Here is a 24,158-nt window from a genome sequence, read left to right as displayed (position 1 = left end):
GGTCCGCTCAGGTAGCCGTCGGGAGTTGGGTGATTGCCATAGGCTGAGCCTATGGCCTCATTACCAGCGGTAGAGGATCTGCGTCTGGTCCAGGCGATCAGCCGGACCGGCGCCGTCGCCACCGCCGCCCGTGAGCTGCGCATCTCGCAGCCGTCGGCTTCGCAGCGGCTGAGCCGACTGGAGCGGACCTGCGGCGTGAAGCTCTTCGAGCGCGACACCCGGGGCGCCACGCCGACCCCGGCCGGCGCCGAACTGAGTCGCCGCGCCGACCACATCCTGCGCCACCTCGAGGAGGTGTACGACGCGACCCGAGCTGCCGCGACCGGGCAGCGCCTGGTGATCGGCACCTTCGGGGGCCTGTCGCCGATCCTCTTCCCGGTCCTCGACGCTCTGCTGCCCGACATCGACATCGAGCAGCAGGTCGACCACGGTCACTTCCTGGTCGAGCGCGTCGCCGAGGGCACGATGGACGCCGCCTTCATCGCGATCGCCGAGCAGATGACCCTCCCCCGCGGGACCGTCGCCCGGCGCATCGGGTACGACGACCTCGTGCTGTTCGTTCCGTCCGGCGCCCGACCACCTGGTCGCGGCCGGCAGCCCCTCAAGGGCCGGCCGATCGTGTTCGCGACGTACGACCGCCGCGTGGACGAGATCCACGCCCGCCTGGTCGCCCTCGGCGCGACCCCGCGCCGCGGCGTCAACCTCGGCACCACCGTCGCCATGGCCCGCCGCCGCTCCCACCTGGCCCTGGTCCCCCGCACCGCCCTCGCCACCGAACTCCGCCCCGGCGAGCACCTCGCAACCGCACCGTTCCGCTACCGCCTCACCCTCTCCGTCGTCACCACCCCAACCCCACCCAAGACCCTGATGACCCACCTCCCCGACCTCCGCGCCACGTTGAACTTGTCGTGAACAACGGCGCGTCGGGGCGGTTGAGGCGGCAGACTCGGGGGCATGAACGTGGGGCGGTTGGCGCGTGGGCGGCGGGTGTTGGCGGGGTTCTGGGGTGCCACGGTCGTGCAGGTCGCGGCGGTGGCTTTTGACGTCAAGATCCTCAAGCAGGCCAGTAAGGCGACGTTGATGCCGCTGTTGTGGCAGTGGTCGCGCACGCAGGACGCGCCGCCGCTGCTTCAGGCGGCGCTGCTTGCGTCCGCAGCTGGGGATCTCTTGCTCGAGACTGATGCGCAGCTGGCCGGGATGGCGGCCTTCGCGGCAGCGCACGCGTGCTACCTCGCGGTGTTCCTTGCCAATCCGGCGCAGCGGTCCTGGCGGGTGCTCGCGGCGTACGCGGCGCTGTGGGCGGCGCTGATCGCGGTGCTGTCGCCGGGGCTCGGGGGTCAGCGCGTGCCCGTGGCGGTGTACGCGTTGTTGCTCACGGCAACTGCGGTCGCGTCGCGCTGGCACAGCTCGCGGAGCGGGGTCGGCGGTGCGCTGTTCCTGGTCTCGGATGCGTTGATCGCGGTGCGGATGTCCGGGCGGGACTTCCCCGGCCGCGGCGCGCTGACGATGTCGACGTACGCCGTCGGTCAGTACCTGCTGACCTCAGGAGTGACCAAATCTGACCGGTAGTGGTCATCCTCGTTGACCGCCGGTGGCCTCCGCTGTGGGGTGAAGGGTATGGCGACCGTCGACGACGTACGACGACAGTTCCGGAACCCGCCGCCCGAGGCGCGGCCGATGATGCGCTGGTGGTGGTTCGGGCCGTCCATCGACCGAGACGAGATCGACCGCGAGCTGGGCGCGATGGCCGCGGCGGGGCTGGGCGGCGCGGAGGTCGCGTTCGTCTACCCGATGGGCCCGGTCACGGCGCCGTTCGGGTCGCCGGAGCTGCTCGACCTGGTCGGACACGCGGCGCGGACGGCGCGTTCGCTCGGGCTGCGGCTCGACGTGACGCTCGGCAGCGGCTGGTCGTACGGCGGCCCGCACGTCGGGATCGAGCACGCGGCCCGGCAGCTGCACTGGGATCGGCGCGAGATCGGCGCGGCGGCGTACGACGTGCCGATCGTTGCGGCCTGGCCGGGTGACGAGTTCGTCGCTGCTTTCGTCGGCGACGGGTCGCTCGGCGCGCCGTCGTCGTACGTCGAGGTGCCGGTGCGCGACGGGGTGATCGAGGTACCGGCCGGCGGGCAACCGCGGGAGGTGCTGATCGCGACGTCGCGGGTGACCGGACAGAACGTGAAGCGGGCCGCCGTCGGCGCTGAGGGGCACACGCTCGACCACTACTCGGCGGCCGCGGCGAACGAGCACATCCGGCGGGTCGCTGAGCCTTTGCTGCAGGCGGCGACGCCGGAGCTGCTCGGGTCCGTGTTCTGCGACAGCCTCGAGGTGTACAAGGGCGACTGGACGCCGGGGATCTTCGAGGAGTTCGCCAAACGCCGGGGGTACGACCTGCGGCCGCGGCTGTGTGAGCTGTTCGTCGCCCGCGGCGAGTGGAGGCAGCTGCGAATCGATTTCGGGCGGACGCTGTCGGAGCTGTACGAGGACAATTTCCTGAAGGTGTTCCAGCAGTGGGCGGCCGGGCACGGCGTACCGTTCCGCATCCAGAGCTACGGCGAACCGCCGGCGACGATGAGCAGCTACCGGTTCGCGGACATGTTCGAGGGCGAGGGCTGGGGCTGGACGCGCATCCCGGAGACTCGCTGGGCGTCGTCGGCGGCCAACATCTACGGGCGGTCGGTCGTGTCGGCGGAGGTCTGGACCTGGGTGCATTCGCCGTCGTTCCGCGCGACGCCGCTCGACCTCCAGGGTGAGGCGCACGAACACTTCCTGTCCGGCGTGAACCAGCTCATCGGCCACGGCTGGCCGTACTCGCCGACCGACGGACCCGGCCTCGGCTGGATCTTCTACGCGGCCGGCGCCCTCGACGACCGCAACCCATGGTGGCCGGTGGCAACCGATCTGTTCGGCTCGCTCCACCGCCTGTCCTGGCTCCTCCAGCAAGGTACGCCGGTCCGCCCGGTCAAGATCTACATCCCGGCCTCCGACGCGTACGCCGACAACGGCGTCGACGAGCCGAACAACCTGTACCGCGTAGTCCGCCGCCTGATCCCGGAGAGCATCCCGCGCACGATCCGTGAGGCCGGGCTCGACTTCGACCTGATCGACGACGACGCCACCTCCGTCGTCGATCCTGCGGACGTGCCGCTGATCGTCGTACCGGAAGGAAGTACGACGCCCCCGGACACTCGGCGTTGGCTCGACGCTGTGATCGCGTCGGGCGGGCAGGTGGTCAGCGATCCGGCCGGTCACTTGCCGACGGCACCGATCACACCGCCGCCCGGCGTGGGCGTCGTCCACCGCCGGCTCGACGACGGCGAGTTCTACTTCGTCGCCAACACCTCGGCCGAGTCCCGCACCCTGACCTTCGACCATCCGATGGAGAACTGGACCGCCGCCAACGAGCCGACGCTCAGCCTCACACTGCACCCGTACGAGTCCGCCGTACTGACCTCCGCCACGGCCGCCGGCACCCAGCCGGCCGACCAGCTCGTCGGATCGGTCGACGGCAGCTGGTCTGTTGCCTTTGACAACAACACTCGCCCGGTCACGCTCCCCCACCGCTGGGAAGACGATCCCGAGCTGGCGACGTACTCCGGCTCCGCCACCTACGAAGTCGAGCTGCAACTGGAGCAGACAGACGGCAGGCTCCTCCTGGACTTCGGCCCCGGCGAGCCCGTCGCCCTCGACAGCGAGCCCTATCTGCCGGGCAACTCCTACCGCGCCCTCATCATCCCGCCGGTGGGCGTCGCCGCTGAGATCTACCTCAACGACAAGCCCTGCGGCACCCTCTGGGCTCCGCCGTACCGCGTCGACGTTACCGACGCCGCACGGGCAGGCGCCAACGTCCTGCGCATCGTCGTACACAACACGGCGGCGAACGCGCTCTCCGCCGATCGGCACCTGCTGGAAACGGAAGCGGATGTGACGGCGGAGTTCGGGCGACGCTTCGACCTGCAGCATGTCGAGCACGCCGCCGACTACCTGCACTCCGGGCTGCTCGCCGTACCGAGGCTCGTCCGGCAGGTCTAGCTCGGTTCGTGTGCCTCGGCGTGCCGTTCGTGGTGGTGGATGACCTCGGCGATGACGAACGCGAGGAACTTCTCGGCGAAGACCGGGTCGAGACCGGACTCGGCGGCGAGCGCGCGGAGCCGGGCCACCTGGGCCTGCTCGCGCGACTTGTCGGCGGGCGGCATCCCCGTCCGCGCCTTCAGCGCACCCACCTGCTGGGTGCACTTGAAGCGCTCGGCCAGCAGGTGGATCAGCGCGGCGTCGATGTTGTCGATGCTGCTACGGAGCCGGGAGAGTTCCTCGGTGGGCGTCGCGTTCATGCCTGGTCCAGGAAGCGGTCGAGCACCCGGGAGCCGAACTCGAGCGACGCCGTCGGCACCCGCTCGTCGATGCCGTGGAACATGCCCATGAAGTCCAGATCCGGCGGCAGCTGTAGCGGTACGAACCCGAAGCATCGCACGCCGAGCCGGCTCCACGACTTCGCGTCCGTGCCACCCGACATCAGCAGCGGGGCGAACCGGCTCTGCGAGTCCTCGGCCGCGATGCACGCCTTCATCGCCTCGACCAGTCCCCCGCTGAACTCGGTCTCCAGCGCGATGTCGTTGACGACCGTCTCCCGCTGCACCTTGTCGCCGAGCAGCTCGTCGATGGTCGCGTAGAACTCGTCCTCGTACCCGGGCAGGAACCGGCCGTCGATATGCGCCTCGGCGTCGCCGGGGATCACGTTCACCTTGTAGCCGGCGTTCAGCATCGTCGGGTTCGAGGTGTTGCGGATCGTGGCGCCGAACATCCGGCTGAATGTACCCAGCTTCGCCAACGTCGAGGTCATGTCCTCGGGATCGAGCTCGACCCCGAGCACGTCCTCCAGCGTCTTCAGGAACTCACGCACGGTCGGCGTGATCCGCAGCGGCCACTCGTGCGCGCCGATCCGAGTGACCGCCTCGACCAGGTTGGTGACCGCGTTGTCGTTGTTCACCATCGACCCGTGACCCGCCGTACCGCGGGCCTTGAGCCGCATCCAGTTCATACCCTTCTCGGCCGTCTCGATCAGGTACAGCCGCAGGTCGTCCTTGACCGTGATCGAGAACCCGCCGACCTCGCCGATGCCCTCGGTGCAGTCGGCGACGGTCTCCGGGTGGTTGTTGATCAGCCACTGTGCGCCGTACACGCCGCCGGCCTCTTCGTCGGCGGTGAAGACCAGCCGCACCGGCCGCCGCGGCTTCACGCCGGCCCGCTGCCGGGCGCGCACCACCGACAGCACCATCGCGTCGAAGTCCTTCATGTCGACCGCGCCGCGACCCCACACGCAGCCGTCGAAGATCTCGCCGGCGAACGGGTCGACCTTCCAGTCCTTCGGGTCCGCCGGTACGACGTCCAGGTGCCCGTGGACGAGCAGCGGGTCCGCATCCTGGTCCTCGCCGTCCCAGTGGGCGACCAGTGTCGCGCGGCCCGGCTCCGACTCGTAGATCGTCGACGCGATCCCGACCTCGTCCAGCTTCGCGGCGACGTACTCGGCCGCGACCCGCTCCCCGTTGCTCTTGCCGTTGCCGTAGTTCGTGGTGTCGATCCGGATCAGCTCACTGCAGAGCTCCACCACCTCGGCGTCGGGGGCGTACGACGGACGGTCGCTTGGGGTCGTCATGGTGCCCATCCTCCCCCACCGCGCCCGGGGAGGCATCCCGAGGTCGGTCAGACCAGCGTGATCGAGTCCCCGGAGATCGTGATCTCCTTCGGCGGCAGCGGACGCGGCGCCGGTCCGGCCACCACGGAGCCGTCCTTCACGGAGTACTTGCTGCCGTGGCACGGGCAGTCGATGGTGCCGTTGGCAACAGTCGTGACCTGGCAGCCCTGATGCGTGCAGGTCGAGCTGAACGCCTTGAACGTACCCTTCACCGGCTGCGTGACGACGACCTGGTTCTGGTCGAAGATCTTGCCCTCGCCGACCGGGATCTCCTCGGTCTTCCCGAGTACGGCGTTCGCGGGCGCGGTCTGGCTCTGCGCGTTCTGCGGCGGCGGGTTCGAGGGTTCGCCGTACTTCGAGCAGCCGGCGGCCGTCGCTCCGAGTACGACGGCCAGCACTGCGCGACGGCCTGGTGGGTGCGTCATCGGATCACTCCGAACGTCGTGAAGAACCACAGCGCCGACGTCAGCCAGAGGCCGATCAGCGCGGTGAACAAGGCCCCGCCGACGACCGGCAGGAGCCACTTGGGGGTGTCGGTCCGGCTCAGGACGAGCATCTTCGCGACGAACGCGCCGTAGAAGAAGCAGCCGAGCAACGAGTGGATCAGCACGCGCGGTTCGCCGTACTGGAAGCCGAGTGCATAGAGACAGTGCGCGACCACGGGGAGCGTGACGACGACGGCCACACGGCCGGACCAGCGGTGGAGCGGCGCGACCTTGGGGCGGCCGTGGTACAGGAGGTAGGCGCTGACCACCTGGACCAGGCCCAGGATCGCCGCGAGTGTGGCGAGCCAGGTTTTGACGGATTGGAAGCTCGAGAAGCCGGAGAGGTTGATCGCGACGCCGGTAGGCTCGTGGAGGCGGCCGTAGACACCGAGGGCGACGGCCACCGCGGCGCCGAGCGCCAGCGGGACGGCGATCGTGGTCGCTTTGTGAACCTGTGTTGTGCTCATCAGAACGTCTCATCTCCGACGACTGCCTGCGCGGTCACGGGTACGCCGTTCACGGTCGCGGCGCGGGTGGTGGTGTCGAGCAGCGGAGCGGGTGCCGGCGTACCGTCGTCGTCCACACCGACCTGCTTGCCGTCGGGCAGGACGATCCAGCCGATCGTGCTGGTGGAGTTCTTCGCGCGGTACAGGCCTGCGGGCGGGCCGGCCTTGGCGATCGAGAACCGCAGCGTGCGGCCGCTGAGTGTGAACGTGCCGGTGGCGGTATTGGTCGTGATGATCGCGGTCAGGCGCTCGCCGGTCTTGGAGCGGAGCAGGAGCCGGCCGTTGGTGTAGGTGCCGGCCAGCCAGGCTTCCAGGCTGCGGCCGTCGCAGACGTACGCCGCGGCTCGATCGCCCTTCGTGGCGATCGCCAACGAGGTTTGGCGTTCGTTGGTCCGACCCGCATAGACGGCTGGGGGTTTGGCGACGGCTGTAGTGGCGGGCGCGGGTGGCGGCGTCGTTTCTCGGGTGGCGGCGTAGTTTTCTCGGGTGCCGTCGGCGTGACGGTGCCTTGGGCGGCCGGCGTCACCGCGGGGGGACTGCTCGCGGGAGTCGGGTTCCCGGTCTGGGTGCTGTTGACCACCAGGAACCCGGCCAGCCCGACGGCCGTCACCGCCAACGTCACCAACGGACTTCGCTGCCCCATCGCCGCCCCACCACCCCAAGACTCAGCCCGACGCCGGTCTCACCCCGAGACGAGGATCCCGCCGACCCTTCGCCTGGTCAACGGCTCGGCGGCCGAGCCGGTTCAGAGGACTTTCAGCCCGTACATCTCGCCGAGCGGATCCGAGATCAACTCGATCCGCGCGCCGTCTGGGTCGCGGAAGTAGATCGACGTACCGCTCTCCTCCTGGAACTCGACCTCGTGCGCGGTCAGGCTCTGCTTGAGCTGCTCCCACTGCGCCGGCTCCACCGAGATCGCCATGTGGTGCAGGCCGCCGAGCACCTCGGCGTACGGCCCGAGATCCAGGCCGGGGAAGTCGAAGAACGCCAGCAGGTTCCCGTTGCCGATGTCGAAGAAGAAGTGCGTCGAGCCCTCGTAGTCCCGGTTCCCGACCATCTCGGTCAACGGGAACCCGAGCACGTCCTGGTAGAACTTCACCGTCCGCTCGACGTCAGCACACAGCAACGCCGTGTGATGCAGCCCCCGCGCGGACGACTTCGCGCCGGCCTTCAGGTACTCCGTCCTGATCCGGTCCCGCTCGGCTTCGATGGCAGACAGGTCGATGTCGGTCATGCGATCCCCTCAGATCCGGAAGAACAGGTTCAGGTACCGGTCCGCAACAGCCCGGTCGCCACGGATCGTACCGGCGTTGCTCCGGCCGAACGCGGTCAGCACGAAGCTCCCCGGGTCGAACTCGATGACCGCCGGCAGCCCGCTCACGTCACCGGCCGCGTAGTCCATCCCGTCCGGCCCGACCGTCACACGCGTGTCGCCGGCGTTCCGTCCGCTGGTGATCCGGATGCCGAGTTCGCACGGATCCTTGGCCCCGGTCGTGTACTTCCAGAGCACGAACATGAACGGGACCAGCAGGTCGGCCGCCGCGCCCGACAGCCCGTGCGCGCGGCCCGTCCCCTGCCGGATGTCCCAGGAATGGACGCCGTAGTCCATCAACTGGAACGCCGGGAAGAAGAACGCCGGCAGCGGACCCATGTAGAAGTGCGGGACGGTCAGCCCCGCCCACTCGTCCGGCCCGAGCGCGTCGAAGATCCCCATCACCTTGTCGAAGTCGGTCCGGAGCCGCTCGACCAGCTCCTCCCGGGGTACGTCGCGCAGCGCCAGCGCCTGGTTGTCCACCCGCTCGGCCATCCCCGGCAGCCCGTACGCCGCCGGCACTTCGGCGTGCGAGCGGGCGGCGTCGAACGCAACGAAGTACGCCTCGGTGGTGTCCGTGAGATGCGCCACCACGTCCCGCACCTGCCAGTGCCCGGCCCCGGTCGGCGCCTGCCACACGTCGTCCGAGTCGACCATCCCGAAGAACAGCTCCGCCTCCTCCCGAACCACCCGAAGCATCGTCCCCTTGCCCTCGAAGGCCATCCCGTTCCACGCGTCCACGACGCACCTCCTCCGCCCCAGGACCCCTTCCTTGAATTTCAAACTACGCCGCCCCGACCCGCCCGTCACCACCCCGACCGCCCGATGTGAATTCCACCCCTGGAGTTTGCTACTGTTCTCCGGTCGGCACCGCACCCCGGTGCAGACCACTCGTCCGGGTGGCGGAATAGGCAGACGCGCTAGCTTGAGGTGCTAGTGCCCTTCGCGGGGCGTGGGGGTTCAAGTCCCCCCTCGGACACACGTCTTAACCCCACGCAGGGCGGGAGTTATCGACACTTCCGCTACCTGCAGTCTGTGGTCGTAGGCGATCGCCAGGCCCAAGGCTTCGTACAGCTCGGCCAGATCCTCGCGGTCCGCGCGATCCAGCGCCTTGGCCATGTCACCGAGCTGCGTCACCAGGATGCGGATGTCGTTTGCCGTCAGTTGAGGCACTGGATCGACGGCCTTCAGTCCAGATTCCGCAGCTCGCTTGTCGGCCGCTGCCGCGTTGTATTGCTCGGTGAGTGTCTCCGGATCCCAGCCCACCTCGATCGCCCGCCGCAGGCGCTCCATCGTCGACTCTGCGGCCGCGATACGGCGCCGGAATGATTGCGCTTGGGTCTCAATCCTGTCGGCCAGTTCGTCGGCGTCGGCCAGCGCCTCGACAGTGCTGTCGACATGAGCCGGGTCGAACAACCGCGCGATCCACGCGTTGATCTTGCCGGTCAGATGGTCCTCGCGCAGATAGACGTTCGGCGGATGATCCTGCAGCGCGGGTGACCCGGGAGCGAGGCTTCGGGCTCGGCAGCGGTAGAACGTCGCGTGTGATCGGTGCGAGCCCTCCATCCGTCGCCCGCAGATCGTGCACTGGATCCGTCTACGCAGCACGTAGGTGTGCGACGACGCGACGCGGGTCCTTGTTGCTCGCGCCCGCTCGGACATGCTTGCCCCGGCCCGCGCGGACATCTCGAACTGCACTCGCGTGAACGCCTCAACCGACACGATCGCCGGATGGGCAGGCTCGCGTGATCGAACGATCTTCGAGGCCGGCGAACGCCTGTACCTGACAACGTGGCCCGCCGCGACATCATCCGGGTCGAGCAGCTCCTCGACCTTCTGCCACCTGCCGTAGATCGCATAGCCGGTATACCTCGGATTGCACAGGATCGCTCTGACCGTAGAGCCCTGCCAGCCGTCGCCTGCACGATGCCGGTTCTGATGAGGAGTATGGGCTGCCGGGCAAGGGATGTGCTCGACATTCAGCAACTGGGCGATGCCCTTGTGCCCCACTCCCTCGAGGTACAGCGCGAAGATCCGTTCGACGACCGGAGCCGCGACCTCGTCGACGGCGAGGACTCGTAGCCGGTAGCCCTCCTGCGCCTTCCGCGGATTCGGGTGCGGACCTGCGTCGACAACTTGATAGCCGTACGGCGCACGCCCGCCCTGATGCTTGCCGTCGATCAGCACCTGAGCTGCCATCGCGGCTCGAACGCGACGTTGCACGTGCTGACGTTCTGACTTCGACAGGCCGCCCGTGATCGTCATCGCCATGTCGTGCACCGTGTTCTCGGCGTCGAACCGTCCGCCGAGGCTCGGGATCCAGAGAGATACGCCGTACCGGTCGAACTTCGGCCACGTCAGGCTGAACTGGTTGCCGAACCAACAGCGAGTCGCTTCACCGACAACCAGTCCATCCCACCCGCGGTTGGGATTCTTCAAGGCCTGCAACGCACGATTGGCCTCGTCCCGTCGTTCCCACGGCAACGAACGCGACTGCCCGATGTCAAAGAACTCCTCCACAACCAGGCCACCAAGCGGCTCGACGAACCGGTTTGCCTCTCCCAGCTGCCATGCCTTGGACGTCTTCGGATCCTGATTGTCCTCGGTCGAGCACCTTCCGTAGAACGCCAGCCGCCCAATGCCGGTGCCCGTCGGGTGGTCGGGCAGCGCCTCGGTGCCCAGCAGATCATCCAGGGTCGCCCACGGATCTACGCTGTCGCCGCTCATGACGCCCTCTCCCCCGGCCGAGACACATCGTCGGTGCCGCGCCTTGCCCGCGCCAGTCGCACAACTATCCGCCGCACCACGCGGGCGGCCTGCGGATACAGCGCCGGCAGCCTGCCCGGCATCCTCACCTGAATCTGCGGATCCTCACCCACGCGGCCTGCATCTGGCTTCTCCATACCTACTCAACGCATCAGCCACGCAGACTTCCGGCGAGCGAATACGCCGCACAGCCGATCGAGTAAGCAACGATTCGCAACGCTGCCCAACGTCTACGGCTTCGCCGCATGTGTCGACTCAACCGGCCGACCGCGTTGCTGGACGCGTTGGCCGGAGCATTGCGGTCAGGATCGGCCCGTCGACGGACGGTTGCTGTGTGCTGATCGGCTCGTAGCCCCAGGATTCGTACAGCGCCTTGACCTTCCCATCGCCGTTCAAGGCGTTGACCAACAACGACACCTGCGCCTCGGGACGATTGCGGAGCAACTCGTCATGGATCAGCAGCGCGATCCCCTGACCCCGCCACGGCTTGCGCAGCATGATCTCCTTCACCGCCACCGTCGACGTCTCCGTGCAGCCGTCGGGCAGCGGGGTGGTCATCCGGCGCCACCAGCGATCATCGGGCGTGAGGGAGTTCGCGTACGCAAACCCCACCGGCTCGTCCGCGTCGTAGCCGATGACAACTTCCCACCTGGGATCTGACGCATGCCGCGCGAGCTGTTCCCCGAAGCGCTCGACTGAGTAGTTCGGCAGATGAAGCTGATCCGCGCGCACGTCGGCATACACCTCGATCATCGTGCTCCACACATCGTCGATCACGGTGGAGTGGCGCAGCGCAATACCGTCAGGGGTCACAGAAACTTCCTCAGTGAGTCATGTGCGTATTGATCCCAGGCGGTTGCCGGGTCGCTCGATGGTGCAGCTATCTGCAGTGTGCTGCCGAAGTCTTGGAGCATCGAGTTGATGCGCGGATGTACACCGGTCGGCTCGATCGGGATCGACATCGCGGTGGCGACCGCTTCCTCCAGATCGCCTTGGCCGAGCTGTGCTTTGGCCAGTCGCGCGGTCGTGATCGATCGAGTACGACGCATGCCGGGCCGCAGAAGAGCGAGGCTCCGATGCGCGTGGCCCTCGGCCATCTCATAGTCCCCGAGCGCTATGTAGCCCGCTAGGGCAAGATTCTCTAACTCGGCTTGGTCGTAGAACGCGGTCAGCCAGAGCGGACGCTCGTCACCGGGTTCAGATCTGACCAGGGCATCCTCGGCATGAACAATGGCCTGGCGTACTGCACGGTGATCGCCGGTCTGCCCCAGGATCGCCGCATGTCTTGCGTGGCCGAGTGACGCGAACATCGGATCTCGCCTCGCAACCGGCAGCCGACGCGCGACATCGTTCGCAGCCAATGCGTCGACCGGCCGCGCCATGTGACGATACAGGCTGCCGGCGTGTGACCAGATCCTGAACTGGATCGCTGGATCGCCTGACATCGTGGCCAGGCCCGCTGCTCGATCGAAGTGTCGTTGCGCGGTGTCGAACCGGCGCCCGTCGATCGCGGCCCACATTGCACTCGACGTGAACGAGGCCGCGCATCCGTAGAGCGCACTTCGAATGCGCTGACTCGCAGTCCCCCGCGCCTGCAGCGCGAGGGCTTCACCGGCGAGCGCGGACGCTTGCGTCTCGATGGTGAGCTTTCCGCCGTACTGGTGATCGCTCGCAACGATCAACGCGAACTTGGACAACAGCCGCTCGACGTCACCAGCACCGACCCGAGAACGGGCAGCGCGATGCGTCGACGCCCCAGCGGCGACCATGACTGTCGCCGCGGACGTACCGATGAACCGCCGCCTCGGGACGGGCCCCGGCTCGGCCGGAGCGACGAATCCGAGATCCGTGATCGGACAGCCGAAGACTGCGGAGAGTGCGTCGCGCTGGCGGTGATGTGGCCAGCGAGTCTTCCCAGTCAGCCAGTTCCGCACCGTTCGATCGCTGACGGTGCCTCCGTAGCCAGCGCGCCGAAGGTCGGCGTTGACCGCCTCGGCCAACTCGGCCTGGGTCAGGCCGACCTCGGCCATCCGCGCCTTCAGGACCTGGTTTCCATCCATACCCCAACAATATGTACGGCCAGTCACCAGCCGACAGCGTTCTGCCGGAAATTTCCGGTTGGCGCCGAGCAACAGGCAGCAACTTCTTCCTTACGTTCCGCAGTCAGAGGTCCTTGGATGGAGACCAAGGACCTCGAAGGGGAACTCCAATGAACATCGATGCACAGCTCGAACACTCAGCCAGGAGGGTCACGGCACCACGCCGGTTCGTCCTCCGTCGCGCCGTCGATGTCAGCGGAGTCAGCGGCACCGGCGACGTGGCGGAAGGAGTCGAGTGGTCGGACGGGACCGTGGCGCTGCGGTGGCGCGGAAAGTGGGCTACCACCGTCGTCTGGGACTACGGCCTCGACGCCCTGCTTGCAGTACACGGCCACAACGGTTCCACCGTCGTGCGGTGGCTCGACGCCGACCGCCCGGCCTGAGCGGCCCGCGAGTTCGATGGCCGAGCAGGAACTCTGGCGCGTGCAGCTGTGGCTGGGCGACTACCTGATCGAGGAGCACGTCGCCCCGACTGCACTGGCGGAGCAGTACGCGCTCGTCATCACCCTTCGGATCCGCGGTCTGCCGGGCCGACACCTGCGGTGTCAGCGGATCGCCTACGCCGCAACCCAGAAGCCGGCCGGCGCGGGACGAGATAGCGAGTCCGTCCTGGGCCGGCCGTTCCAAACCCTCACCGACATTGGAGATTCACCATGAGCAACGAGATGAGCGCAGTTCCCTTCGGCGTCCGTCACCTGGCGTCCGGGCCGGACACCACGCCGATGGAACTGCCGATGACCTACAGCGGCAACCTCCAATTGAACGTATCCGCGACCGGCAACCCGTACCACGCAATCGCCGCGGCCCTGCCGGAGACCAACACCGAGACACCGATCCCCGACGGCCAGCGGCCAGGATCGGACACTTCGACCGACAACTACTGACCCATGGACACAGTCCTGGTGCTGACCGGTCGCGACGACCTCACCGCCGACGCCGTCATCGACGAGCTGACCCGGCGAAATGCGTCGGTCGTCCGGTACGACACCTCCGACTTCCCGCAGTCGTCCCGCGTCACCGCCACACTCGGGACGCAAGGCTGGAACGGGCACCTGACCGGTGACCGGTCGGTTGACCTCAGCGCGGTCAGCGCCGTGTGGTGGCGACGCCCCGCCGAATTCGCTGTGCCGAGCACCTGGCCGGACGAAGCCCGGGCATTCGCAGTATCTGAGGCGCGCGTCGGAGTTCTCGGCGTACTGGGATCGCTTCCGGTTCGATGGATCAATCATCCGGCCAAGGACTCGGCCGCCAACTACAAGCCAGTGCAACTGGCCGTCGCGGCGCGCGCAGGCCTCGACGTACCGAAGACGATCATCACCTCAGATCCAGCTCATGCACGGGAGTTCATCGGCGCCGACGAGGTCATCTACAAAGGCCTCAGCGGCGGCGTGCTCACCGCGGAACGCCGTCATCGATACCTGCCGACCACGGTGCTGCGCGCCGATGAGATCGACGCGAGCCTCACCGGCACTGCGCATCTGTTTCAAGAGCGAGTCCGCAAGCAATGCGAAGTACGCCTGACCGTGATCGGGCAGCGGATGTTCCCGGTCGCGATCCACGCCGGAAGCGCGGCTGCCAGACTGGACTGGAGAACGGACTACCCATCCCTCACCTACGGCCCGATCGAGCTTCCGGTTGACGTCGAGAAGGGTGTCCGGCTGCTGATGGACGAGTTGGGCTTGTTCTTCGGGGCGATCGACTTCGCCGTGACCCCGGACGGCCGATGGGTGTTCTTCGAAGTGAACCCCAACGGCCAATGGCACTGGCTCGCGGTCAAGGCCGGCGTACCGATGATCGAGGCAATGGCCGACGCCCTCCAAGGAAAGGACGATTGACTCCGTGACTGACTGGACCGACGCCGCCCGCAAGCTCGCCGACCAGGTAACCGCAACGGCACCGGAGTGGCACGACTCGGTCGGCTCCACACCTCGGCACCAACTCGTGCCGAGGTGGTGGGAGCCGATTCCCGACAGCTATCCGTTCGCCTGGGGACTCCGAACGCCGCAGCCGAACCATCAGTGGGCAGAGATCTACGCCGACGAGACGCTGGTGACCCGTGTGGGCTCCTTTCACGCGGACGCTGCTGACTTGTCCGATCGTCCGACGGGTCTCCCGACCTCGTCCTCGACGCTGCCCGGCTTGATCGTGCGCATGCTCCACCTGCTCGACCCCGACGAGCAGAACCGTGTGCTGGACGTCGGCACTGGCTCCGGCTATTCCGCCGCCCTCCTCGCCCGTCGCCTCGGCGACACGCAGGTGACCAGCATCGATGTAGACGCCTACCTCGTCGACGCCGCCCGCGAACGCCTCGCCGACTTCGGCCGAACACCACACCTCGAGGTCGCCGATGCCACCGGCTCGCTACCGGACACCGACTATGACCGCATCATCGCAACCGTCTCTGTCCGACCCATCCCGCGGGCATGGCTCGACGCGCTCCGACCTGGCGGAAAGATCGTCACCACCATCACCGGCACCTCACTCCTCATCAACGCCGAGAAACACGCAGACGGAGTCGTCCGTGGCCGCGTCCAACCCGATCCGGCCACCTTCATGCGCACCCGCCGCGACACGGACTACCCAGCTCGCCTCGACCACGTGTACGACGACGCCCGCGACCAGCCAGGCACCGACACCCGCCCAGTGGCCGGCCCCCTGCCCGACCTGTGGGAAGACTGGGAACTGCGCTGCCTGTACGAACTCGACACCCCCGACATCGAGAACCGCTCCGCAACCCGCGAAGACGGCACCCAACTCCTGTGGCTCCTAGCAGCCGACGGATCCTGGGCCCGCGCCGACAGCGAATCCAAGACGGTCCATCAGAGCGGCCCGCGCCGCCTATGGGACGACTTGGAGCGCGTCCAAGCCAAATGGACAGCCGCAGGTCACTTCCCCCTCCACACCATGACCGTCGAACTGGGCACCGACGGGAGCATCCTCACCAGCAGCGACGGCAACTGGACACTCGAACTGTGACCGGGTCTCGACACCACGCCTCATCCTCGACCACGACGGTAGCCGCGATCTCCGAAGCGAGCGGTCGATGGGTGCGCTGATGACAACCTCAGTGACTCCGGGGACCTCCTTCGACATGCCGCGATTCGGTCGATGACGTCCTTCACATGCGACCTTCCCACGGTCGACGAGTCTCGCCATTGGCGCACGTCGACCGCCAAACTGGTCAATGTTGTCTGAGGCGGCTACCTCCCGAGTCCCCCTCGGAGATGGTGTAGATCTTCTTCAGCGTGGCATGGCTTTGGCGCAGAACTCTGGATATCGCCTCTGACCTGCAGTTCTGGCTCTGATCGATCATCAGCAGTTGCGAGCGTTTCGCAACCTCTCACGGAGCTGTGACGGAGCGGGAATTTGCCTATAGCAACAGTCTGATCGCTGCAGGCGGGGCATCGGATCCCGCATCCCCGACAACCAAGGAGGTCACCCAGATCGTCCACGACCTTTGGTAGGGCGCGTCGAGCGACCCACAATCAGCCGCAATTTGTTGCCAAATTCAATCGGGAAGGTGGTCGCGCGGGCCACTGCTCGGGCGGTGTGTCTGGCGCTGGCCGAGGGGAAGGCCCGGATGTCCCCGTCTACAGATGCGCGACACTCATCCGCTAGGCGATCTGCGACAGCCGAAGGGGACGGATCGCGGCAGATGAGTGCATTCCATGCATCGCGCGCACTGGCACTCGTCCTGGTAGCTTGTGCCGTCGTAGGAGAGGTTGGATGAATGGGTTTTGATGACTGGCTGGTTGCCGAGACCCTTTTGGAGCAGGCGCGCAGCATCGATGGCCCGAGGGCGACGTGTCCACGCTCGAGGTTGTCGATGTTTGTCATCGGCGATCGCGGGGTGCCACCCGCGTGACTGGTTGATGGTCCCGCCTGTCTGACCTACGCGGTTAGGCAGGACGAGGATGTAGCCGCCAATGGTGGATGCGATCCGGTAGAAATCATCCGAGTCCCTTGCGATTTCTTCGGCCAGGTCAGGAGCGAACCTGTTGGTCCAGCCTGGAGTCGACCAAGTCCTGATGATGCCGTCACTGCCAAGCCAAAACTCGGCGCCATCGGCGACACGGAGTCGAATGGCGTATCCGGGGTCGTAGGTGATCTCGAGTTCGGAGGGCCCGACACCCAGGTACGGCACGACTCCACAGGGCGCGATGCCACAGATAGAGACGCTCACAGTCGCGATCCGGGCCGCCGCCGCCCTGGTAGTACGACGCGAAGTCGAGGTCAGGATCGTTGGTTGCGCTCACGGCTGCCATTATTCACCGATTTGATCTGCGTTTGCGGAACGCACCCATTTCGACATGAGGGGAATTCGAGGTCAGCTATTATGAAGGATCGAGCCAGAAGTACTCTCCAGAAACATGATTGATCATGACCACCTGCCCGGCCGTATCATTCAACGACTCGGCCACCACCGCTGCAGCTTCGGCGAACCGCCTCTGGGCGAGATCCAACATATCAATCGGAAACTCAGCTCCACCAATAGAGACAAACCCAGTAGTTGCCGCGTCTACCGAGACCGACAGTCTTTTCCGCAAGGCTTGACGTATTTGATCGGATACTCGCGATTCAGTGCTCTTCTTGCGCCTCAGGCTATGATCCTCGCCGTAACTAGAAAGGCGTCGCGCAATGTTAGCGCTTTCGCCTATATAGATTGCCCGCTCGCCATGCGTCCCCAGTGGGATGATGATCCTATACAGGCCTGCTTTTCTGGGTGCTCGAACGGGCGACCACACGATGTGGGAAAGATCAGGATTCGTGTAGGGATCCGAAAAATCGCCGACACTCCGCCACTTGAGGCGCACGCCGATTTCTGTCGTCTTAGATCGATGCTTCCTCGACTTCTCCACCCCCGTATCGTACGCTGATCGGGGAATTGATTCGATCTGCAAATCGCTGGACGCACAAGCGATCGGAGGTGAAGTCACAGGCTCCGGGCACTCATGACCTTGTTCAAGGAGCGCCTCAGTCGCACTCAACTCGGCACGACCGTGCCGCGCGAATACCACAAAGCGTCGACGAGCTGTTGCTTCGTCTCCGCCGCACGAAGTCTTTTGTCGACAGTCTTTGGAGTCCGAGCATCAGAGCGTCCACGGGTCGACCGTAGGGATGAGCATCGCGCAAGTAGGTCTCCGAACCGCTCTTCAGGAACGTCCTCAACTCGGCAGATCCGTGCGTTGCTCCGACACGTGGACAGAGTTCTAGCATGTCGCACATCAGTTGGCGGATCGGCAGTAGCCTCGAGCCTCTCGACAATCGCCTCACTGAACCACCAAGCCAACCACCCGAGCCGGAGCGTCGCCCTTCGACCCATCCGCGTTCACCTGGTGCCTCCGTCTAGTCCTGGATCCCGCGGCCCAGGACCTCCGTCCCAGGTCACCGAGACTCAACGGCTGCCACAGACAACTTTTCGCCAGAACCGATCACTTCGTGAGCTACGCCCTGCGCAATCTGAGTCGCGGCGGAGGAATCGCCCAGCGCTCTGACGAGCTGCAGACGGCGGACGTGGGTGCAGGCAGATTGGGACGACGAAGCCTTCTGCGAGTACGTGGGTGAACAAGCCGAACTGTCCGATAACAGACAGCCCTGGACCTCGGCGGGGCAGGTCGCCAGAAACTGTCGGGGCGGACGGCTACCGTCTGCTTCAACACCGACGACGGATGAGGTTAATGTGGGGAAGAGGAACTACAGCGAAGCGACCAGAAGCGCGCTCTTCGCGCTCAGCACGAAGTGCTACTTTCCCGAGTGCAATCAGCCAACCATCACCTTCTTCGACGACGAACCGGAGAAGAAGGTACAGATTGCCCACATACATGCGGTCTCACCCAACGGGCCGCGCTGGATCACGGACGTGGACGTCGACGCGTTCGCCAACCTGATTCTTTTGTGTACGCTCCATCACCGAAAAGTCGACAACAAGGCTAACGAGGAGATCTACCCGGCAGGCCTTCTTCGAAAATGGAAGGCGGCGGCAGAGCGTGAGGTCCGCTCGAAGGTCGATGGACTGGATCGTCTCACCGAGCAGCGGCTCGAAGAGATGCTCGAGCAGTCCACGCGCCTCGTGCGGACCGAACTTGAGTCGGCTCTTCAAGTCGTCCACGGGATCAACGAAGGAGCGGCGGATCTGCTCCGTGCAGTCCTGCAGAGACTCAACGATCACTATCTCGACAACGACGCCATCGCCTCCTTGGCGGAATCCTCCTACCGTCTGATGAACCTCGAGGACAATGTGGCTGTTCTCTGGGAAGCCTCCCGACGTCTGGATGGACTGGAAGGGAATGCTCAGCTTCTCTCCGGTGCCGGCGAGACGCTTGACGGCTTGGAATGGCGGATCGAGGCGCTGACGCGAGCGGCTGGTGCTGCTGAGGCGTCGGCAGATCGGGCAGCTGAGTTGGTGGACTCGATCGACAACGCCGGCGATCGAGTTCTTCTCCAGTTGCAGGTTGCTGCGTCGTCGATCGATCTCGGTGTCATCAGCAGGGACGCCAATCGTTGGAAGTACTTCGCCGCGGGCGTCATCGTCGCTACCGTCCTCGCTATCACTGGTGCTGTCGTGCAAGCTCACGGCATCTGACGACCGGCAAGCTAATCGAACGGGCGGGTCGGCGCCCCAAGAGTTCACCGGTCCGTACGACGGGGCCGAAGCGCAGAGATACTTCCATCGGGGCTCTGTCCGTCGACGACCTCGACGGAACCTTCGCTCTCACGCTCGTCGCCGGCGCCACAGAGGTCTCCGCACCGGGTCCGGAGGCGCCCGCTTCGCTTACGTAAAGTACCTAGCGGGCAACCTCCTGGAGCTGATCAGCAACAGATCATTGCCTGCAGGCTTCGGCTCATGCGGGCATCCGCTTTGCTCACCAAGTCAACGATCGGCGCGGTGAACCGTTAGCGTGCAGTCGAGGAGCTATCCCATTCTCGAAGGCGACGCAGAGCGAGGGCACGAGCGCGAGTACCGGCTTGGCCACCCTGATTATGGGCGGCGAACTGGCGGGCGAACTTGGTGATGTCCCCACGGGCGAGAATGCGCCAATCTGCCAGGCTCATGACCGCTAGCCAGGGCCGGCATGGCGCGATTCAGGGCAGTTGTACGCCGAGGAGTCCGGCCAGTTCCCTTGCGAAGCGGGAGTACCCGTCTTTCCTGGGTTTGTTTCGGTTGTCCACACCTTCGGTCGAGGCGAAGAGCAGCACCGATCCGCGGCTGCGGGTAAGGGCCACGTAGAAGTATCGACGTTCCTCAGCAACGGTCGCTGCCGGCGGAGGGACCGGTCGTCCGTAGTCGAGCGCCCAGACGGGCACTACACCCTCCGTCAGCGCAGGAAGGATTACTGCCGAGAAGGTCCGTCCCTTGGCTCCGTGGTAAGTCCCGATTGTCACGCGACCCGTGGACAATAGATCATCGGCGAAGTCGCTCACAGGCTGTCCGGCCGGCATGTTGACGAGCGCCTCGATCTCATCCTTGTTGCGCTCGTCGCCGAGTTGCCGAGCTAGCTCGACGAGCTCCAGATCTTCTACGACCTGCCTCGCCCAGGTCGGAAGGTCCGGTGGCGCGTCACCAGAAAACTCGGTCAAGATCGAGTGCAGGGCGTGAAGTCTCTCCAGATAGGGGGCTGCACTTCGTCCATGCCCCGCCTGACTGCGGAATCTCTCGAGTTGACCGAGGAGCGCCTCTGCGGCGTCGGGCGAGGGCCTTACTACGGCGGCCGTCCCTGCCCATTGCCCTATTTGCATCGCGTAGAGGGCACAGGAGGACAGCCATTTGCCGAGTGGGCTGCGGGGTGAGGTTGGAGTGTCCTCGAGCCGGACCTGCACATCCGCCGCGGCGAGTCCGTCGCGGATGAGTGGCGCGAGGGGCTCGCGGAATCTGAGCAGGACAGCGATCTCATGCGCCGGAACGCCGGCTGCGAGGAATTCGAGGACTGCGGTCACGACGTCGCGAGCCTGAGCGTTGCTGTCGCCACTCGCGGTTCGGATTTCGATCGTGCCCGGGTCAGCCCGACTTGGGTCGGCCCGCCAGTCACGAGATTCCGCCAGCGCCACCTCGGCCGCGGCGATCACCGCCGAGCCGCACCGGTAGTTCGTCTTCAGGGGGATCGTCTCGAAGTCACATCGCTCGCTCAATGCGTACAGGTACCGAGGATCGCCGCCGGCGAACTCAAACATGCTCTGGTCGGCGTCCCCGACGGCGGTCACCTCCACGTCGGCATCGACGAGCGTCTCCACCAATCGATGCAAAGCCGCGCCGAGGTCTTGGTATTCGTCGACCAAGACGACTGGGAATTTCGCCTGGACGACAGAGCTGACCTCGGGATGCTCGCGCAGTAGCGCGACCGCCTTGAAGACAACGCCGTCGAAGTCCCAGATCGACAGACGGTCGCACTCCCGCTCGTAGCGCTGGACAGCAGCCATGTGGTTCGGGTTCTCGTCGGTGAGATCCTCGCCGGCGGCAAATCGCCGTCGCAATGAAGGAAACACCTTCTTGAGGGCCCATTTGTCCGTGTGCGCGGCTGCAGCGCACTCGTCGCGGAGCCCGTCGCTCTGCTGCTTCGACATGAGGGCGCCGGCCGGTGGAACCTTGACATCCACCAGGTCGGCGTACGGCAATACCTGGCTCAGGCAGAAGGAATGAACTGTGCCGGCGACCAAACGTCGTGGCTGCAGAATGCCGAGGCGGGAGAGGCGCTGCTGCAACTCGAGTGCGGCTTGGTTCGTGTAGGTGATGGCCGCCAGGCCGCGGAACGGACTGATCGTTGTCGACAACAGGTATCCCGCACGGGCCACCAGCGTGCGGGTCTTCCCGCTCCCCGGCCCGGCGATGATGACGAGGTTGCCTGGAGCGATAACGGCAGCCTGCTGCTCTTGATCCATCTCCTGGATGTCATCGGCCAGGAGCCGCGGCAGGCGGAACTTTTGGCTCGGATCGCTGCCTGTCACCGCAGTCTTCAATTCTTCTTGGCGAAGAGTGGCACGTGCCTGGCCTCGCGGCTCGCCCAGTCCAAGATGCGGAGTACAGCCCTCGCGCTCCCGGTCCGCCTCAGCAGCTGGCGGCTGATCGGTTCCTCACCATCGAGCACCTTCTTCGGGACCAGCACTCCACGAGCCTTGAGAAGAGCGACAACGCGATCCTGTAGATCAATCGATGCGACATGGTCAGCAAGCCGCTGCGCGGTGCGTCCTTTGCCCCGATCCTCAACTCGCGAGAGAACCCGTCCAACACGGTCTCCACGTCCCGATTTCTCTGGATTCTCCGCATCGGCGGCCGCGACCAGATCAGCCCGCTCGGGAGCAAAGAGAGAACTCGCATTGGAGTCGGTCATCAGCGCGGCAACGTCCCGAGCCATGTTCGCGCCACGCTTCCGGGCCACGAGCTCGGAGAATGCAATGACCAACTCGTTGCCGACGAGCGGAAGCAAGTCGATCTCCAAGGTGTCGTCGCCAACGAACACTCGCCCAGGCGCGCAGCGGTTCTGTAGCTTCCGGCGCAGGCGCAGCGCCGGAAGCTGTGAGCCCTGGTCCTGCAAGAGGATCAGCTCCTCGACGCCATCTACAACCTCGTCACGGTCATCCCCGTCCGCCAGCAGGTCGGCTGCACGCAGCAGGCCCTGCTCGCGCCGCTCCTTGTCAGGGAGCGGATCGCCGTCGGTAAGGACCGCGTGCGGGATGCCGAGTCCGTCTTGACCGAGCAGTTTGATGTACGGGGCGAAGTCTGTGCCAGCGACGTTGACGATGGCCACACCGTGCTCGTCGAGGTCGAAGCCGGCTGCCTTCGCGAGCGCGGGGAGCAGGAACACCTCCGCGGTCCCCTCGACCAGGAGCACTACGCGGGCGAAGAGCAACTCGGCTCGGCTGACGTCGAGGTACCGGCTGATGTCTTTGCGCTCTGCAGTGTCCAGTCCGGCCTGGAGTGTCGTCGACGCCAGCGTCTCGCCCTTTACTGTCCGGAGCAACAACAACGAGTCCAGCGGCGCTACGGCCGCAATGTGCGGGCTGTGCGTCGTCAGGAGAAGGGCCGGCTCGGTCTCGAGTAGGTGGCGAAAGAGCCGTCGCTGGATTCCGACGTGGAGGTGAGCTTCTGGTTCCTCAACGCCGAGCATGGTGGTGACGAACTCGCTGGCGGCTCGTCGGACCTCCAACGCCTCCATCAGCATGCCGAGGTAGAGAACGTTCGCAGCCCCGAGGCTGATGTCGGTCACGCTGCGGGTGCGGGCGGCATCGACGAACAGTCGAAGGTTTCGCAGCAGCACCTCCGGTCGGCTCGAGGTGACACCGACCGTCGGCTCGACGGGCAACCGCGGACCGACCAGCTTCTGCAACCGATCACCAAGCCGCGTCTGGAGGTCGTCGACCTCCGGATCAAGCGCCAGCTTGCTCGTGGCTTTGTCGATCTCCTGTGCGGCAGCTGCCAGCTTGGCGGGATCCAGGTCGAGGTCCTCGAGCAGTGTTCGCAGCGGGCTCCGATTCCATCGGCTGAGATCCGACTCCACGTCGCGAAGCGCCGGCAATACCCGCAGACTAACCAGCCGGCGGATCCGACTTGCGTCCGTCGCCAGATCGTCGCGGCGCATGACCCGGAAGTCGTAGTCGCTCGGGGTGTAACCTTCCTGACCGGCACTGTCGCTCAGGACTCCGTCGTCAGTCTCGAGCACTGCACGTGGTGCGAAACGGTACGTCAGCTTCGCTCGTCTCGGCTTCGTGAGACCGGTCAGCGCGCCCGACAGGGCAGCGATCGCCTCCTTGTCGTCGTCGAAGCCGCCGAACTCCACCTCGATTTGTACCTCGGCGCCACCCGCCAAGCCCGGACCGTGTGACCCACTCGCACCGTCGTGGATGTCCTCTGGCTTCAGCTGGCGTGCGGAGTCCGGGAGATCCGGATCGAGGACCAGGCGGAGGGCGTAAAGGAAGTTGCTCTTGCCGACGCCGTTCTCACCGACGATGACGGCCGGCGCCGGGAACGGATCGATGTCGAGTTCGTCGAAGTTCCGGAAGTTCGAGATACGAACCCGGCTTATGTGCAACGACATCGCGACCCCATCAGACGAGAACTCACGCCAACCGCCCGACAGTACTGCGTCGGCTCACGCGGCGCACCCCTTTCCGGCGAGAGTGGCAGGTAGCTCGCGGTGCAGCGCATCAGCGGAGGCACCACGGTCACACTTCTGGCACTCGAGGCGTTTCCGCCGTTTGCAACGGATACTCGGCTCTGTCGCGGCACGCACGTTGAGCATATATGGACGATCTTCCACCGCCCTTCGGAAGCGATCTGAGTGCGCGCCAACACGTCTGCGAGCACTGTGC

24 protein-coding genes and 1 tRNA gene are annotated in these 24,158 nt (G+C 65.9%); 10 read left to right on the top strand and 15 right to left on the bottom strand.

What is annotated here, in order from left to right; genetic code table 11:
- Window positions 1-51: 51 nt before the first annotated feature.
- From ABT313_RS20040 to ABT313_RS20030, 3 genes are read left to right on the top strand one after another with little or no spacing between them, the layout of a single operon-like run.
- A complete protein-coding gene (locus tag ABT313_RS20040) occupies window positions 52-912 on the top strand; it encodes a LysR family transcriptional regulator (protein WP_350855634.1) in 861 nt (286 codons plus the stop codon).
- 42 nt (window positions 913-954) lie between these two features.
- Window positions 955-1,569, top strand: coding sequence for a lysoplasmalogenase family protein (locus tag ABT313_RS20035; RefSeq protein WP_350855631.1), 615 nt, complete (start codon window positions 955-957; stop codon window positions 1,567-1,569).
- 48 nt (window positions 1,570-1,617) lie between these two features.
- Window positions 1,618-4,029 (top strand): glycosyl hydrolase, encoded by a 2,412-nt coding sequence (locus tag ABT313_RS20030; RefSeq protein ID WP_350855629.1) that lies wholly within the window; start codon window positions 1,618-1,620, stop codon window positions 4,027-4,029.
- Here the strand turns inward: ABT313_RS20030 and ABT313_RS20025 are convergent.
- From ABT313_RS20025 to ABT313_RS19995, 7 genes are all read right to left on the bottom strand, one after another.
- A complete protein-coding gene (locus ABT313_RS20025) occupies window positions 4,026-4,328 on the bottom strand; it encodes a chorismate mutase (RefSeq protein WP_350855626.1) in 303 nt (100 codons plus the stop codon). The two genes, ABT313_RS20030 and ABT313_RS20025, sit on opposite strands and share 4 nt — an antisense overlap.
- Complete coding sequence (locus tag ABT313_RS20020; protein WP_350855623.1) at window positions 4,325-5,650, bottom strand: M20/M25/M40 family metallo-hydrolase; 1,326 nt, start codon at window positions 5,648-5,650, stop codon at window positions 4,325-4,327. Before ABT313_RS20020 ends, ABT313_RS20025 begins: the two co-directional genes overlap by 4 nt.
- Before the next feature lie 47 nt (window positions 5,651-5,697).
- Window positions 5,698-6,114 (bottom strand): Rieske (2Fe-2S) protein, encoded by a 417-nt coding sequence (locus ABT313_RS20015; RefSeq protein WP_350855620.1) that lies wholly within the window; start codon window positions 6,112-6,114, stop codon window positions 5,698-5,700.
- Complete coding sequence (locus tag ABT313_RS20010) at window positions 6,111-6,641, bottom strand: DUF6529 family protein (protein WP_350855618.1); 531 nt, start codon at window positions 6,639-6,641, stop codon at window positions 6,111-6,113. Before ABT313_RS20010 ends, ABT313_RS20015 begins: the two co-directional genes overlap by 4 nt.
- Window positions 6,641-7,051, bottom strand: a complete 411-nt coding sequence (locus tag ABT313_RS20005) for a hypothetical protein (protein WP_350855615.1) — start codon at window positions 7,049-7,051, stop codon at window positions 6,641-6,643. The genes ABT313_RS20010 and ABT313_RS20005 overlap by 1 nt, the downstream gene beginning before the upstream one ends.
- 374 nt (window positions 7,052-7,425) lie before the next feature.
- Complete coding sequence (locus ABT313_RS20000) at window positions 7,426-7,914, bottom strand: VOC family protein (protein ID WP_350855612.1); 489 nt, start codon at window positions 7,912-7,914, stop codon at window positions 7,426-7,428.
- Between the two features lie 9 nt (window positions 7,915-7,923).
- Window positions 7,924-8,733: a maleylpyruvate isomerase family mycothiol-dependent enzyme gene (locus ABT313_RS19995; protein WP_350855609.1), complete on the bottom strand. Its 810-nt coding sequence runs from the start codon at window positions 8,731-8,733 to the stop codon at window positions 7,924-7,926.
- A gap of 152 nt (window positions 8,734-8,885) precedes the next feature.
- Here ABT313_RS19995 and ABT313_RS19990 point away from each other — a divergent pair.
- Window positions 8,886-8,971: transfer RNA gene (locus tag ABT313_RS19990), tRNA-Leu, on the top strand.
- Here the strand turns inward: ABT313_RS19990 and ABT313_RS19985 are convergent.
- From ABT313_RS19985 to ABT313_RS19975, 3 genes are all read right to left on the bottom strand, one after another.
- Window positions 8,953-10,719: a recombinase family protein gene (locus ABT313_RS19985; protein ID WP_350855606.1), complete on the bottom strand. Its 1,767-nt coding sequence runs from the start codon at window positions 10,717-10,719 to the stop codon at window positions 8,953-8,955. The two genes, ABT313_RS19990 and ABT313_RS19985, sit on opposite strands and share 19 nt — an antisense overlap.
- A gap of 294 nt (window positions 10,720-11,013) precedes the next feature.
- The gene (locus tag ABT313_RS19980; RefSeq protein ID WP_350855603.1) at window positions 11,014-11,571 is read right to left on the bottom strand and encodes a GNAT family N-acetyltransferase; all 558 of its coding nucleotides are present in this window, start codon (window positions 11,569-11,571) and stop codon (window positions 11,014-11,016) included.
- Window positions 11,568-12,890, bottom strand: coding sequence for a helix-turn-helix transcriptional regulator (locus ABT313_RS19975; protein ID WP_350855601.1), 1,323 nt, complete (start codon window positions 12,888-12,890; stop codon window positions 11,568-11,570). Before ABT313_RS19975 ends, ABT313_RS19980 begins: the two co-directional genes overlap by 4 nt.
- A 77-nt stretch (window positions 12,891-12,967) precedes the next feature.
- On the opposite strand from ABT313_RS19975, the gene ABT313_RS19970 reads away from it, so the two are divergent.
- The 5 genes from ABT313_RS19970 to ABT313_RS19950 are packed head-to-tail and all read left to right on the top strand — an operon-like array spanning window position 12,968 to window position 15,833.
- Complete coding sequence (locus ABT313_RS19970; protein ID WP_350855599.1) at window positions 12,968-13,240, top strand: hypothetical protein; 273 nt, start codon at window positions 12,968-12,970, stop codon at window positions 13,238-13,240.
- 16 nt (window positions 13,241-13,256) lie between these two features.
- Window positions 13,257-13,514 (top strand): hypothetical protein, encoded by a 258-nt coding sequence (locus ABT313_RS19965; RefSeq protein ID WP_350855597.1) that lies wholly within the window; start codon window positions 13,257-13,259, stop codon window positions 13,512-13,514.
- A complete protein-coding gene (tgmA, locus tag ABT313_RS19960) occupies window positions 13,511-13,741 on the top strand; it encodes a putative ATP-grasp-modified RiPP (protein WP_350855594.1) in 231 nt (76 codons plus the stop codon). Before ABT313_RS19965 ends, tgmA begins: the two co-directional genes overlap by 4 nt.
- A gap of 3 nt (window positions 13,742-13,744) precedes the next feature.
- Complete coding sequence (gene tgmB, locus ABT313_RS19955; RefSeq protein ID WP_350855592.1) at window positions 13,745-14,692, top strand: ATP-grasp ribosomal peptide maturase; 948 nt, start codon at window positions 13,745-13,747, stop codon at window positions 14,690-14,692.
- A gap of 4 nt (window positions 14,693-14,696) precedes the next feature.
- Entirely contained in the window at window positions 14,697-15,833 is a 1,137-nt protein-coding gene (locus tag ABT313_RS19950; RefSeq protein WP_350855589.1) for a methyltransferase domain-containing protein, read from the top strand.
- Between the two features lie 631 nt (window positions 15,834-16,464).
- On the opposite strand, the gene ABT313_RS44725 is transcribed toward ABT313_RS19950, so the two are convergent.
- The 3 genes from ABT313_RS44725 to ABT313_RS19945 all read right to left on the bottom strand — a co-directional run bounded on the left by ABT313_RS44725 (window position 16,465) and on the right by ABT313_RS19945 (window position 17,716).
- Window positions 16,465-17,001 carry a DUF6994 family protein gene (locus ABT313_RS44725; protein ID WP_502884003.1) on the bottom strand — a complete coding sequence of 179 codons (537 nt, stop codon included), beginning with the start codon at window positions 16,999-17,001 and terminating at the stop codon, window positions 16,465-16,467.
- Window positions 16,895-17,122: a DUF6994 family protein gene (locus tag ABT313_RS44720; protein ID WP_502884002.1), complete on the bottom strand. Its 228-nt coding sequence runs from the start codon at window positions 17,120-17,122 to the stop codon at window positions 16,895-16,897. Before ABT313_RS44720 ends, ABT313_RS44725 begins: the two co-directional genes overlap by 107 nt.
- A gap of 69 nt (window positions 17,123-17,191) precedes the next feature.
- Entirely contained in the window at window positions 17,192-17,716 is a 525-nt protein-coding gene (locus ABT313_RS19945) for a GIY-YIG nuclease family protein (protein WP_350855586.1), read from the bottom strand.
- Between the two features lie 821 nt (window positions 17,717-18,537).
- On the opposite strand from ABT313_RS19945, the gene ABT313_RS19940 reads away from it, so the two are divergent.
- The gene (locus tag ABT313_RS19940) at window positions 18,538-19,440 is read left to right on the top strand and encodes a hypothetical protein (RefSeq protein ID WP_350855583.1); all 903 of its coding nucleotides are present in this window, start codon (window positions 18,538-18,540) and stop codon (window positions 19,438-19,440) included.
- A 500-nt stretch (window positions 19,441-19,940) separates the two neighbouring features.
- Here ABT313_RS19940 and ABT313_RS19935 read toward each other — a convergent pair whose 3' ends face one another.
- On the bottom strand, window positions 19,941-21,809 hold the full coding sequence (locus ABT313_RS19935; RefSeq protein WP_350855580.1) for an ATP-dependent helicase: 1,869 nt from the start codon (window positions 21,807-21,809) through the stop codon (window positions 19,941-19,943).
- Window positions 21,806-23,884 carry an ATP-dependent nuclease gene (locus ABT313_RS19930; RefSeq protein ID WP_350855579.1) on the bottom strand — a complete coding sequence of 693 codons (2,079 nt, stop codon included), beginning with the start codon at window positions 23,882-23,884 and terminating at the stop codon, window positions 21,806-21,808. Before ABT313_RS19930 ends, ABT313_RS19935 begins: the two co-directional genes overlap by 4 nt.
- Window positions 23,885-24,158 lie beyond the last annotated feature (274 nt).

Origin of the sequence: Kribbella sp. NPDC000426, from assembly GCF_040300265.1 — a bacterium.
GTDB lineage: Bacteria > Actinomycetota > Actinomycetes > Propionibacteriales > Kribbellaceae > Kribbella.
The sequence above is the reverse complement of the archived record's forward strand: the minus strand, read 5'-3'. Positions and strand labels throughout refer to the sequence as shown.